At 37.1% G+C, this 13,742-nt stretch carries 14 protein-coding genes; 7 read left to right on the forward strand and 7 right to left on the reverse strand.

Annotated features, from left to right (window positions below; genetic code table 11):
* The first annotated feature begins 130 nt into the window (after positions 1–130).
* Entirely contained in the window at positions 131–811 is a 681-nt protein-coding gene (locus ACTJIP_RS01450; protein ID WP_440704022.1) for a hypothetical protein, read from the forward strand.
* Between the two features lie 506 nt (positions 812–1,317).
* Here ACTJIP_RS01450 and ACTJIP_RS01455 read toward each other — a convergent pair.
* A complete protein-coding gene (locus tag ACTJIP_RS01455) occupies positions 1,318–2,142 on the reverse strand; it encodes a hypothetical protein (protein WP_440704023.1) in 825 nt (274 codons plus the stop codon).
* A gap of 211 nt (positions 2,143–2,353) precedes the next feature.
* Between ACTJIP_RS01455 and ACTJIP_RS01460 the strand changes: the two genes are divergently transcribed.
* Positions 2,354–2,842, forward strand: a complete 489-nt coding sequence (locus tag ACTJIP_RS01460; protein WP_440704024.1) for a GNAT family N-acetyltransferase — start codon at positions 2,354–2,356, stop codon at positions 2,840–2,842.
* Between the two features lie 21 nt (positions 2,843–2,863).
* Here ACTJIP_RS01460 and ACTJIP_RS01465 read toward each other — a convergent pair whose 3' ends face one another.
* On the reverse strand, positions 2,864–3,784 hold the full coding sequence (locus ACTJIP_RS01465; RefSeq protein WP_440704025.1) for a helix-turn-helix domain-containing protein: 921 nt from the start codon (positions 3,782–3,784) through the stop codon (positions 2,864–2,866).
* 61 nt (positions 3,785–3,845) lie between these two features.
* Positions 3,846–4,676, reverse strand: a complete 831-nt coding sequence (locus tag ACTJIP_RS01470) for an SDR family NAD(P)-dependent oxidoreductase (protein ID WP_440704026.1) — start codon at positions 4,674–4,676, stop codon at positions 3,846–3,848.
* Between the two features lie 222 nt (positions 4,677–4,898).
* On the opposite strand from ACTJIP_RS01470, the gene ACTJIP_RS01475 reads away from it, so the two are divergent.
* Positions 4,899–5,963, forward strand: coding sequence for a serine hydrolase domain-containing protein (locus tag ACTJIP_RS01475; RefSeq protein ID WP_440704027.1), 1,065 nt, complete (start codon positions 4,899–4,901; stop codon positions 5,961–5,963).
* A gap of 4 nt (positions 5,964–5,967) precedes the next feature.
* Here ACTJIP_RS01475 and ACTJIP_RS01480 read toward each other — a convergent pair whose 3' ends face one another.
* Positions 5,968–6,834, reverse strand: a complete 867-nt coding sequence (locus ACTJIP_RS01480) for a LysR family transcriptional regulator (RefSeq protein ID WP_077418644.1) — start codon at positions 6,832–6,834, stop codon at positions 5,968–5,970.
* A gap of 93 nt (positions 6,835–6,927) precedes the next feature.
* On the opposite strand from ACTJIP_RS01480, the gene ACTJIP_RS01485 reads away from it, so the two are divergent.
* Entirely contained in the window at positions 6,928–7,905 is a 978-nt protein-coding gene (locus ACTJIP_RS01485; protein ID WP_077418643.1) for an alpha/beta fold hydrolase, read from the forward strand.
* A 46-nt stretch (positions 7,906–7,951) separates the two neighbouring features.
* On the forward strand, positions 7,952–8,914 hold the full coding sequence (locus tag ACTJIP_RS01490) for a zinc-binding dehydrogenase (RefSeq protein ID WP_077418642.1): 963 nt from the start codon (positions 7,952–7,954) through the stop codon (positions 8,912–8,914).
* 130 nt (positions 8,915–9,044) lie between these two features.
* Here the strand turns inward: ACTJIP_RS01490 and ACTJIP_RS01495 are convergent, their stop codons facing one another.
* From ACTJIP_RS01495 to ACTJIP_RS01505, 3 genes are all read right to left on the reverse strand, one after another.
* Positions 9,045–9,503: a MaoC family dehydratase gene (locus ACTJIP_RS01495; RefSeq protein ID WP_077418641.1), complete on the reverse strand. Its 459-nt coding sequence runs from the start codon at positions 9,501–9,503 to the stop codon at positions 9,045–9,047.
* A 312-nt stretch (positions 9,504–9,815) separates the two neighbouring features.
* Positions 9,816–10,010, reverse strand: a complete 195-nt coding sequence (locus ACTJIP_RS01500) for a cold-shock protein (RefSeq protein WP_077418640.1) — start codon at positions 10,008–10,010, stop codon at positions 9,816–9,818.
* Positions 10,011–10,148: 138 nt separating this feature from the next.
* On the reverse strand, positions 10,149–10,934 hold the full coding sequence (locus ACTJIP_RS01505) for a DEAD/DEAH box helicase (RefSeq protein WP_257468951.1): 786 nt from the start codon (positions 10,932–10,934) through the stop codon (positions 10,149–10,151).
* A gap of 447 nt (positions 10,935–11,381) precedes the next feature.
* Here ACTJIP_RS01505 and ACTJIP_RS01510 point away from each other — a divergent pair, with 447 nt between their 5' ends.
* On the forward strand, positions 11,382–12,329 hold the full coding sequence (locus tag ACTJIP_RS01510; protein ID WP_077418746.1) for a beta-1,6-N-acetylglucosaminyltransferase: 948 nt from the start codon (positions 11,382–11,384) through the stop codon (positions 12,327–12,329).
* A 123-nt stretch (positions 12,330–12,452) separates the two neighbouring features.
* Positions 12,453–13,664 carry a winged helix-turn-helix domain-containing protein gene (locus ACTJIP_RS01515; protein WP_440704028.1) on the forward strand — a complete coding sequence of 404 codons (1,212 nt, stop codon included), beginning with the start codon at positions 12,453–12,455 and terminating at the stop codon, positions 13,662–13,664.
* Positions 13,665–13,742: the final 78 nt, after the last annotated feature.

Genomic DNA, 13,742 nt, shown 5'->3' on the forward strand with positions numbered 1-13,742 from the left:
ACGCTCTCCAAAGTCTCCCAACTTTGGAGATTCTATTTCAAACAAATACCTATTCTATTTGTCAATATTGAAGAGAGTTGCCTATATTTGAGATTTATCGAAATTGTAGAATACCCCCAACACTTACCATATGAAAACAAAACTTAGCTATCTGTTTATTCTGTTATGTGCTCTTGTAAGTGGTCAGGAAAAATCTATCATTAATGACCTGAAGTTTTCTAACTATTTCGGGCATCCCAAAACCATCACAGAGATCATCACTTATTCACCGGAGAATATCTATAAAAACATTTCCTATTATGACAAAGAGGGTTTTCTGAAAAAAGTAGAATATTACAATGCTATCGGAAGCGGACCTTCTCATGAAAGGTCTATCAATAAAATCATTACCTACCATTCTAAGGACAAAGCCAAACGCCATTTTGAAGCCTTTAATCCTGGAAATAAGAAGATAGAAACTACAGGCTATTTTGAAAAAGTTTCGGATTCTCTGTACAAAAGAGTTTCAAATGATTCTGCTCACAATATATCCCTTAGCAAGCTATTTTATTTCGACAAAAATAGCCGTCTTATAAAAACAGAAGAAACCGGAATTTTTTTTGAAACCCCAGTTAACAGCACTATTTTCTACACTTACATCAATGAAATGAGAAGTGAAACCCTTCTTGAAGATGCCACTAAGCAAAAAAAATCTAAGCTCATTTATAAGAATGTAAAGCTTGATCCGCAAGCCAACTCCATTTATGAAGAATTAGTAGATGATCAGGGAGAAATACAACAAAAAATAGAAAGAGTATTTGAATATTATTAACCAGATTGGTTCACCGCTTTCATAAACCTCTTACCCCCCTTAAAAATTAATCGGCAACACTTACTCAAGTGTCTGAAACCACTTACAGAAATAGCTTCAGCTTCTTCCTTAGTCGTTCTGACCACTTAAAGAACTGTCTACTGACACTTAGATAAGTGTATATTGACAATGATATAAGTATGTCCTGAAACCTACAAACTACCTCCAGACCGTTATCTAAGGGGCTCTACCCACTTATCATACCCTCTCCAGGGACTTCCGAACAGCCTCTACCCCCTTGAGCAAGGGGCTCTACCCTGTTCAGTAAGGGTATCTACCCCCTTGGGTAAGGGGGTATAGGGGGTTGCACAAGGGGGTGAAGGGGGTTACATAAGGGGCTCGAGACCGTTATCAGAAGGGGGCTAGCCCCTTATCATACTGTCTCGAGGGACTTCTGAAGGGGGTAAAGGGATAAAGCTTGTTTGTAGCTATCCTTTCTGCAAAGTCATTCAACATTATAGTTGAGGTTAAGATTTTCGGTTTCTAATAATTAATTCCAAATTTCTAATCAGAAAATGAAGGAAAACACCGATACCGATACAATAGATTATGATATAATGAATCGTATAAAATATATTAGCTGTTGGTGTTAATGGAGACATATTTCCTGTGAATAGAGAAGATGCACTATATGGAAGTAATGTTGTATAAGTCCAAAAATTATTTTTATCTAATTCGGCTTTTTTAACTTTGTAAAAGTTTAATTCATTCTTAAGATAGTTAATATCTTGGGTGATTACAGTTCCGATTTTCATAGAATCCAGACCAATTTGGCTTCCAATTTTGTGTAGTTTCTTTTTTAAAATACCTTTCCTATCGAATATGTAAATAGTTGCAGTAAGGTCATTACCCCTTTGAGGAAAGTTAAAACTAAAATCTGTATGTATTATATAATTCTCTGTAAAAGTCAATTGCTCTAATTCTTTTAACGACTTGTTTAAGATCGTGTAATTTGACGATTTAATATTTTCAAGATATTTAATTTGATATGGAATATCTTTAGAATCATCAATCCACTCATTCATCACTACCTGCTTTTGACTATCATGAATAGCAGTTTTAAATTCAAAGCTATTGGGGTTACTCTTGAGCATTAAAGTATACAATAAAGGGAAGACAACTAAATGTAATACCAACATGATTGCAAGAGATGAAATTGCATATTTAGATTTCTGATACTTTTTAGAAATCCTATAGAGATATGCACAGATTGATAAAATGACTAAAATTATAAATGTTGTAGAAAAGAATTCACCAATACCAAATGAGATATTAATTAAAGTTAGTAGCATAGTTTTTATTGATAAAAGTAAAAGAGATTATAACATTCCAATTATGGGAAACCGTAATTACACTTACACTTCAGAGAATCATTACTACTGAGTTTTTTTAAATGATTTGTTTACAGATAAGCTTAAAATCAAGAAATTTTGTGCAACGTTGAAATTGTTTTTGAGCCCAATATTTAATTATATTTGAAAATCAACCAACACACCATTCCAAATGAAAAACAATGCCAATGAAATACAGCTCAGGCCGACTGTAGTGGCTGATCTGGATGTTCTTTTTGAATTTCAGCTTGATCCTGAAGCCAGGCATCTGGCAGCCTTTACTTCAAAAGATTCCACCGATAAAAAAGCTTATCTGGCCAAATACACAAAATTGCTGGCTGATCCTACCATCAACAACCAGACGATTATCGCTGATAATGAAATCGCCGGAAGTATTGCGAAGTTTATCATGGAAGGTGATGCAGAAATCACTTATTGGATTGATAAGTCTTTCTGGGGAAAAGGCGTTGCCACCACAGCGCTGAAAGATTTTCTTACCCTTGAAACCACCAGACCTATTTTCGGACGTGTTGCCTTTGACAATCTGGGTTCACAGAAAGTACTGGAAAACTGTGGTTTTGTAAAAACCGGTACAGATAAAGGCTTTGCCAATGAGAGACAAACCGAGATTGAGGAGTTTATTTACAGACTTGACCGTTAATGCAGCCATGTACAGTAGAGATTAATTGAAAGACTTCCTGAATTCTAAAGGAGAAAGTTTGGTTTTGGTTTTAAATAAATTACTGAATGACTGGGAATGCTCAAACCCCAGTGCATATGCCACTTCACTCACAGACAGATTGGTGGTGGAAAGCATTTCTTTGGCCTGGCTGATCAGTTTATCATGAATATGCTGCTGGGTACTCTGCCCCGTTAAGGAACGCAGCATATCACTTAAATAGCTGGGTGAAAGATGGAGGTTTTCTGCAAAATAACTCACCGTAGGTATTCCTTTATTAAGAGACATTTCATCTTTAAAATATCCATCCAGCAAATCTTCAAATTTTTGCAAAAGAGTGCTGCTGGTTGCTTTACGGGTGATAAACTGGCGCTTATAAAAGCGGTTGGCATAGTTCAGAAGCAATTCTATCTGAGAAATCATCACATCATGGCTGAAATCATCAATACGGCTGTTGAGTTCAGATTCAATAAAATTGAAAATAGAAAGTACCGTATTTTTCTCTTCCTCAGAAAGATGCAGGGTTTCTTTTGTGGAATAGGAGAAAAAACCATATTGTCTGATCTTCCTGGCGATGGGATATCCTAAAAAGAAATCAGGATGAATGAGCAGAGAATATTGTGAGCACACCGTATCACTGTTCCCGTTCCCTCCTATCACCTGGCCGGGTGCTGCAAAGAGCAGTCCGCCCTCATTAAAATCGTAGTAGCCCTGTCCGTATTCTATTCTGCCTTCCAGTTTGGGTTTATAGGATATTTTATAGAAACTCAGAACATGTTTTTGAGACAATCTATCAGTAGCGACCAGATTATGCGCCCCATTCATTAAGCTAATGAGAGGGTGCTTCGGTTTTGGCAGTCCGAAAAACTGGCTGGCCTCTGATAACGATTCAAATTTGAACGGAGTTTGATCTGTCTTTTTCATAAATGGTATTTTAAAGGTACGAAAAACCGGCTATAATTTTATAACCGGTTGTTACAGTTTATTATGATCCCTGCGCGGCACTGGAAACTTCATCCCAGGCTTCCCAAAGATTGATTCTTTCTGCATATACAGACTTTACCAAAGGAAGATTATGACTTCCGAGATGAAAACGTAACGGTGGATTTTCAGCATCTACCACTTTGAAGAGCGCTTCCGGTGTTGCTCTAGGATCTCCTTTCTCATAAGACTGAATGATCTTCATAAATTCTGTCTTAAAGTCATTGTACACCTCCATGTTCTGGGAAAACTTCAGGGAATCCTGACTTCCGAATTCTGTAGCATAGGCCCCAGGTTCTATAATAGTCACTTTGATCCCGAATTGCTTGATCTCTTCTGCAAGGCTCTCATGGATGGCTTCAAAAGCCCATTTGGAAGAACTGTAATACCCAATGACTGGCAATGTAACGTGTCCGAGATTACTGGATGTCCCCAGAATATGCCCGTATCCCTGCTCTCTCATGATCGGCAACGCTGCCTGAATGACACTTACAGGACCCAAAATATTGGTTTCATATAAAGCACGGATTTCATCTGCACCCGCCTCTTCTATGGTTCCTACCAGCGAATATCCGGCATTATTCAGTACAATATCCAGTTTTCCGAAATGCTGATGAGCTTTATGTACAGCTTCTTTTACCTGTTCAGGATGGGTAACATCCAGTGCTAAAGTAAGTACGTTATCCCCATATTTCTCCTTCAAATCGGCTATGCTCTCCAGTTTTCTTGCGGTGGCCACTACTTTATCACCACGTTCCAACGCTGCTTCAGTCCAGATACGTCCGAACCCTCTTGATGCTCCGGTTATAAACCAGATTCTATTTTGTTGTATCATAATTTTAAATGTTTTATTGACAAAGCAAAATTATAAAGCCTGTTTCCTGAAATTGTAGTCTAATCGCAGAGCTTTGTAGGCGAATTGAGGATCTTTAATTTTTAAACCAAAACATAAGAGCTTTAAACACTTAAGTAAGTTTTGGGGGACAGAAGCATCATACTATGTAATATTCTTACCCCTAAGGTTGTTTTATGAATGACTGACCCACAAAAACTCATCATGAATATTAAAATTACATTACTACTTCTTCTTATTTCCAATTATTTTTTTTCACAAACCATCAACCCGGAAAAATTAGATCATTATTTCAGTTATATTGAAAAGAATAATCTGGGAGTGGGCAGTTTATCTATTTTTAAAAATGGTAAAGAGGTTTATTCTAAAAATTTCGGACAAAAAAATATCCCGGAATTAACTTATAATAAGAATACTAAATATCAGGTAGGCTCTGTTACGAAAATGATTACAGCCGTTTTAATTTTCAGGTTAATTGAAAAAAACAAACTGAATCTCAATACTCAACTTTCAGAGTTTTATCCGGAGATTCCCAATTCTGATAAAATGACCATTAAAAATTTATTGGAACATACCAGCGGGCTGGGAAGCTATGTGGTGAAAGATGGAGAAGTATGGGTTACCGGAAAAGTAAAGGACAAAGAGATAATGGATTTGATCATCAAACAGGGAAAGAGTTTTGAGCCCGGTGAAAAAGTGGCCTACTCTAACTCTGCTTATTATCTTTTAACGAAAATTCTCGAAAGAAAATATGAGAAATCGTTTTACAAGATCGTTCAATCAGAAATTATAAATCCTCTCCAATTAAAAAATTTAATACCTTTCAAAGCCAATCAAAAAAACATATTCCTGCCTTATCGTTATGAAAACAATTCCTGGAGTATGTTGAAAGAGGAAATAGACTTTCTCAATGTAATCGGCGTGGGTGATATCTCTTCAACACCTTATGATCTGAATATTTTCATCAACAGTTTATTCCATAATGTCATTCTGAAAAAAGAAACACTGAAACTGATGGAACCTGTATTGGGAAAGGAAAATTGGGGAAGAGGAATGGCAATCTGGGACTTTAATGGCATTACATTTTACGGCCATGGCGGCGATACCTTAGGATCACACGCTATTCTCATCTATAATAAAGAGGCAGATCTCTCCATCGCTTATAATACCAATGGAGAACGGATTAAAAAGGAGGATTTCATAAAAAATGTAGTTAATCTGCTCTATAACAAAGAAATTACGCTTCCTGAAATCAAAAACAAATTGTAATAGATCATAATAATTGCGCATGCATATCAATAAAGCACTGCAAAGCTTTGGACTGCGGTCCGTCTTTTCTGAAAACAAGAATGGTGTTCATGGTTCCCAGCTGCTTATTGAGGCCATAGGTCTTAATGTTTCTTCCTGCGTAATATTTGGAGACAATTTCTTCCGGCAGTATGCTGATTCCCAAACCTGCTTCTACGAAATTAATCACACCCTCAATAGAATTCAGGGTGGTACTTTTATAATTCAGAATTCCTTTATGGCTAAGCCACGATTCTAATCTTTCTCTGAAAATACAGCCCTCATCAAATACGACGATCTTCAGGGGTTCGTTCGCAATCAGGGTTTGCAGGTTCGGGCCTTTTGATGAGGTAAGAATGACAAGCTGCTCTTCTTTAATACAGATCTTTTCCAGTCCTTTGGCATTTACGGGAGCGGAAACGAAAGCAGCATCAAGCCTGTAATCCAGAACTCCGGAAAGTACGGCATCTCTTGTATCAGATTTAAACTCCAGCTCGATACCGGGATATTTTTCGTCAAAAGTATTGAGGATCTCGGGTACTTTCAAAGCCATTGTTGTTTCTATACAGCCTATTTTCAGACATCCTCTTATATTTTCACCGCTCAGAATATTGTTCTTTGCTTCTTCCACCAAATGCTGAATCTGTTTAGAATACTGCATCAGGATCATCCCTTCAGAAGTAAGCTCTACTTTCCTGGATGTACGTGAAAAAAGCTTAGTATCAAACTCATCTTCAAGACTTTTTATTCTTGCCGTAACATTGGACTGAACCGTAAACATCGTGGAAGCGGCTTTGGTAAAACTTCCACTTTCTGCAACGGCTTCAAATATTTTCAAATCGTTTATATTCATTTCAACTAATCATTAAAAGTGATTGTATTGATTATAATTAATCGTTTCCAGTAATCAAATATCCGTATTAATTTTGAACTGTCAAAAAAATCAATGAAAACAATTTCAAGACAATTAATTGCAAGCCTGTCGCTTGGCTTAGTGATGAGCAATATGACCATGACTCAATCCAAACAAAAATTAACTTTAAACAATCACATTATGGAAAACCATCCTATCCACTACAGAAACATTAAAGTAAATGATCTAAACCTATTTTACAGAGAATCAGGCCCAACTGATGCTCCTGCAATACTTTTACTGCACGGATACCCTACTTCATCCCATATGTTCAGAAACCTGATCCCGATTTTGAGTAAAAAATACCATGTCATCGCTCCAGATCTGCCTGGTTTTGGTTATTCTGATGCTCCGGATCACCAGCAGTTCTCATACACCTTTGACCGTCTTGCAGAAACGGTACAGGCATTTATTGATAAACTGGGAATGAAACGTTTTGCGGTTTATATCTTTGATTATGGAGCTCCGGTAGGCTTACGCCTGGCCATGAACAATCCTGAAAAGATCACTGGTATCGTCTCCCAAAACGGAAACGCCTATGAAGAAGGATTAAGCAAGGAATGGAATCCTATACAGAAATACTGGAAAGATCCCTCACAGGAAAACCGCCTTGCATTGAAAGACTTTGTTTCTAAAGAAGCGACCCAATTTCAATATTATCATGGTGTTTCTGATCCTTCTCTCATTGCACCGGAATCGTATACCCTAGATCAGAAATTCCTTGACAGACCGGGTAATATAGAGATCCAGCTGGACTTAATGAAAGATTACAGAACCAATGTAGCTTTATATCCCAAATTCCATGAATATTTCAGAAAACATCAGCCAAAGATGTTATTGGTATGGGGAAACAAAGATCCATACTTTTTGCCTGCAGGAGCTGAAGCTTATAAAAAAGATCTTCCCAATGCAAAATTAAAATTTTATGATACCGGGCACTTTGTGCTGGAAACCAACGCTGAAGAAATAGGTGCCGAAATATTTGAATTTATGGGAACACTGCCTCAATAGTAAATGCAGGTCTTAAACTAATAAAAAGTAAGCGAAATATTTAATTATGAAAACAATTGTCATAAAAAACTACGGAGGACCGGAAGTTCTGGAGGTAACGGAAAGTCCCGCTCCTTTTATAACAAATTCTTCTCAGGTATTAGTAAAAGTAAGGGCAACTTCGGTAAATCCTCTGGATTATCAGGTAAGACGTGGAGACTACGCATCTCAATTTGAATTACCTATCACAACCGGCCATGATATTGCGGGTGATGTTGTTGCCGTGGGTGAAGCTGTAACAAAATGGCAACCTGGTGATAAGGTCTATTATTCGCCACGTTTTGGCGGACCGGGCAGTTATGCAGAATATCACGTTACCGACGAATCCTCATTATCCGGAATGCCAGATAACATCAGCTACGAGGAAGCCGCTGCGATTCCGCTTATTGGAGGAACGGTATGGGAAATGCTCGTGGTAAGGGCTCAGATAAAAAAAGGAGACCGTATTCTCATTCTCGGAGGTGCAGGTGGTGTTGGCTCACTCGCTATACAGGTGGCTAAATCGCTAGGTGCTTATGTGTACACAACAGGGCAGAGCATTTTACACGAAAAGCTTCAGTATCTCGGAGCGGATGTAGTCATTGATCATCATAAAGAAAATTGGGTTGAAGAAATACAGTCTTACACCCAGGGAAAAGGTGTTGATGTCATTATCGATACGGTTGGAGGAACTACGCTCTCAGACAGCCCTCTGGCTTTAGCTGATTATGGTACTGTAGTAACGCTGGTTGATATTGCACAGCCACAAAACCTTATCCATGCCTGGGAAAAAAATGCAACGTATCATTTTGTTTTTACCAGACAAAGCAGAGACGAGCTTCATCATATTACCCAATTGATAGAAACCGGACAGGTAAAACCCGTTATAGACAGTATCTACCCTATTGAAGAGGTTCAAAAAGCCCATCAGAGGATGGAGGATTCAAAACGCAACAAACCTTTATTGGGTAAAATAGTGCTTTCATTGTAAAACACAGGGGCAGCCGTTTTTAACAACCCATAGAACAGGTGGCAAAAACTTAAAAGTATCATTGAATTCAATGATACTTTTTTATTGCATGGAGCATTATCAGTTAAAAATTATCAGTGTAAATTTTGTATCAGGAAAAATGATAAAGAAAAACCACATCTCCTGTATAAGCAGGTTTTATATGATCTTTAATGAGCAGTTTGGCTTCAACAACTGCTTTTACTGTTCCCTTGAGGTTGATTACTGATTTTACCATTGCCTGCAGCTTTACCTCACTGTTTACCGGCACAGCGTCTCCGAATTTAAGATTCTCGATCCCGTAATTGATCTCCATTTTTACATTGCGAACATCGGCAATCTGTTTCCAGAGATAAGGAATCAATGATAAGGTCAGATAACCATGAGCAATGGTTGATTTAAAAGGGCCTTCTTTTTCTGCCCTTTCTTTATCTGTATGGATCCACTGATCGTCTAAAGTAGCATCTGCAAATCTGTTGATCTGCTCCTGATCTATCATATGCCAGGCAGAATCTCCAATCATCTGTCCTTCACAAGCCTTGTACTCATCAAAATTATTGATAACAATCATATTATTTCCTGGACCTTTTAAGGGATTAAAATATGTACAGCATTTATAATGAATGCGGTAACAATTGCATATCAAGTCTCATATTTTATTTTTCAGATATCAATCTTCTTGAATCCCCGAAAAACCTCTCACATAAAGTAAGAGGCTAATGAACATAATGAAAATAAAAAAAATCTACTTACATCAATGTCTTTTCAAACAATATATCCGGATACTAAAGTGTATGGATGTTGAATTGTAAAAAAATATAAAAATATGAGACTTGACATGTCAAAAGATGTTAATTTAACATCTATGCAATTAAGATTTCAATTATGCTAACTTAACGTTAACAGCATTTAAACCTTTATCACTTTTTTGTACATCAAAAACGACTTTATCATTTTCCTGGATCGATCTTGTGTTTAATCCTGAAGAATGTACAAATATATCTTTACTTCCATCTGCTGGAGTAATAAAACCGAAGCCTTTTGCTTCATTGAAAAATTTTACGGTGCCTTCTTGCATTGTAATTATTATTAAAAATTATATATTATAGTCTGTAAACGTTACAGATTCTATTTGTAAAAATGAAATAGCTGTTCATTCTATTCCGGTTCTTGTTCTGATCCTGTAGACATAGATTCAGTGGTGTATACTGAAATTCTACGGCTGCTGGACCAATTTGCTGGTTACATGTTTGGTACGTGTAAGAAGCATTGTTCTTATGTTTTTTTTCTGCAGAGTATCAGTCTGCACATCATTTTTCTTTTCTTTTTCTGCAAAACCATCCGCCTGCTTAGCGGTCTGCGCTGCAGAAGAAACCGGACTGACAATAACCTCCACAGGATTGTTCAGAATTGTTCCGGCAAAATGCCTTACACTTCCCGGGATTGTTGTAGAAAAAAACAGATTTTGTCTTTTCTGGGGAAGCAGTTTTACTACTTTTTTTATATCATTAATGAGGCCTATTTCAAGCATTTTATCTGCTTTATCCAAAACAAATACCTCAATTTTCGAAAGATCAATATGTCTTTGATTTTCCAAATCGAGCAGCCTTCCCGGTGTTGCCACAAGAATGTCCACTCTTTTTCTCAGTGCTGCAAGCTGGCTTCCGACAGGAATACCTTCGTACACAGAAAGCTGAGACAATGGCAAATATTTACTGTAAATTCCAAGATTTTCTTCCAACTGTCTGGCTAATTCCGGTGTGGGCGTAAGTATTAAAATCCGTATTTCTTTATGTTCCGTAGTATGCCTTTTCAACAGTTGCAGAATAGGCATAATAAATGCTGCTGTTTTTCCTGTACCTGACTGGGAACATCCTACAACATCCCTGCCCGTTAAAATAAGTGGAATTGCGTTACACTGTATTTCAGTAGGTCTGGAATATCCTGCTTCTGTCATGGCACGGATAATGGGATTGATTAGGTTTAAATTTTTAAAATTCATTATAAATTCCGGCTTCCCGGTATTTCGTAAGCAAGTCTGTTTATCAGAATTGAGTTGGTATATCATTAAGGATAAACAAATAAAGAAAACTCTTTTCTGCTCATCATTTTTCTTGTTTTAGCTACAATATTATCCTTACTACAGTATGGATTATCCAGCTATGACGCATCGCTTCTCTACAATAGAACTTTATACTCTTTGATTTCTGCCCAAGAAATGAAGACTATAAATTGGTAGCTGAAAAAGCAAAACTGAAAGAAAAAAATGTGATTTTAAACTATGACAGAATAGCAAAGGCAGTGACCTGTTTTATAAATGTTTTGCAAACCTACAATAAAAAAAGGCAAATACAATTTTATTTAAATGATTGATTATCAAAAAATTATTCTTATCTTCTACCAATCAATCAAATTGTTTGCTATCGCGGATGATTTTAAACTCCGAATCATGCAAATTTCCGATCCCATAGCCAAACCTCATCCCAAAACTCTGGAATCACCTACAGGCCCGCATGTAAGGATTGCTTATTTTATTATGGTACATCATAAACCTGAGGTATTTAAAGAGATGTTTCAGAAGATTTATACAAGGGATCAGTTTTATCTTATCCATATCGACAGGAAAGCTAAGCCCGAATTCATTGAAGAAATACAGCTGTACATCGTTCAATTTCCGAATGTCTATATTCTGGACAGCCTGAATATTGTGTCAGGAGGCTTCAATATGGTTCAGGCAGAGCTGAATGCTATGGAATTTCTATTAAATGTAAGTAAAGAATGGGATTATTTTATCAACCTAAGCGGGGAAGATCATCCTCTGAAATCACAAAATATCATCCGCCAGTTTCTTTCCACCAATAAAGACCGGAATTATCTTTTTTATTATGACCAGAAATTTTACAGACCGGATACTCTGCAGAGAATACAGAATCATTTTACGGAATTAGCCTATATGATCTCATCCTTCATCTATAAAAGAACATTTATGAAGGGAGTGGTCCCCTATATTGGCGGAAAATGGTTTATTTTCACCAGAGAAACCTGTACATTTTTAACCAGTAACAAAATAGTAATGGACTTTGAAGATTATTATCTTCATACTTTTCTGCCGGCAGAATCATTTTTTCAGACCGTTCTTATGAATACTTCATTTAGTGATATCATCATCAATGATGATAAAAGAGCGGTAGTTGAGAAATCAATTTTTCAAAACACACAGGACACATCCACTTATATTGAATCCTTACAATCCGGAAATCAGCTTTTTATCAGAAAAATAAATGGCAAAACTGATGAATATATAAGAAAATACATTGAAGAAAGTTTTCATCTCCCGTTGCCCTATGTAAATGAGATTGAAAGAGAATTAAAAAGGGATAACGACCATAACAACTGATGCTTCACCTGTATTCTGTCACCAGCCATCCCATGCGAGTATTTAAATGACATCTTACTCAAAGCTTTCGGTGGAATCATTATATTTGAAAAAATATCACAAACAAATCTGTTTTCTTCGGATATGGAAAAGAAGTTGACTTTGGAGCATTTAAAGCTTGCAACATTAAATAGTCAGGGATTAACCCAAAATACACCATTCGGAACCGGAAAAGATGCGGTTCTTCATGCATTGGAGCATCTCGGATATATACAGATTGATACTTTGTCTATGGTGGAGCGCGCCCATCATCATACGCTCTGGACCAGAATCCCGGACTTTAAAGCAGATGATCTGGAGGAACTGGTAGGAGAACGTAAAGTATTCGAATATTGGTTTCATGCCGCTTCTTATCTTCCAATGCAGGATTTTCGGTATGTTTTACCTCAAATGCTGACCATCAAACGAGGGGAGTCCCGTTACTACAATGCAGACCCAAAAGTAATGCAGTACGTTACAGATACCATCCGCCACGAAGGCCCTAAACGGGCAAGAGATTTCGAAAACGAAAGTCATAAAACAGGAACCTGGTGGAACTGGAAACCTGCCAAACTGGCTCTTGAAAGACTTTTTATGCAGGGAGACCTGATGATCAGCGGACGTTCCGGTATGCAGAAAACATATGACCTGGCCGAAAGAGTTCTACCCACTTCTATTAATACCACAGAACCTACTCCACTTGAGCTGGCGGAATATCTGGTAACAACCAATCTCCGTGCTTATGGATTTACTACGGTAAAGCAGATTACCCATCTTAGGAGTGGAAATGACCTGAAGAAGAATGTCAATATAGTGTTACAAACTATGCTGGAAGAAAACAGAATATCGAAAGTCAGGGTTGATGGAGGAAACTCCGTTTTTGTTCAAAATGATCTGCTGGAAAAAACATTTGCTCTGACAGAATCCAGTGTACGGCTGCTGTCACCGTTTGATAATTCTATTATTCACCGTGACCGGATCAAACAGATTTTTGATTTTGATTTCAGGCTGGAATGTTATACTCCAAAGGAAAAAAGACAATATGGTTATTTCTGTCTGCCGATACTGTTTGGAAATCAGTTTATAGGAAGAGTTGATTGTAAAGCCCACAGAAAAGAAAAAAAATTTGAGCTTATTCATTTACATATTGAAAACAATACAATAGCTCCTGAAGTATGGCTTACCCCTTTTGTAGAAACCGTAAAACGTTTTGCAGTCTTCAACGGTTGTGAATCGTTAGTATTGACAAAGGTAAGTCCATCAAAATTAGGTACTGCTGTAAAAAAGGAGTTATCCAGATCAAGGCTTACAAAATAATCTTCATCAATCTATAAAAGGCAAAAGACCATCTCAAAAGTGTCATTCTGAATGAAATGCAATGTAATGAAGAATCTC

The sequence above is a fragment of the Chryseobacterium sp. 22543 genome (genome assembly GCF_052044565.1).
In the GTDB taxonomy this organism is placed as follows: Bacteria; Bacteroidota; Bacteroidia; order Flavobacteriales; family Weeksellaceae; genus Chryseobacterium.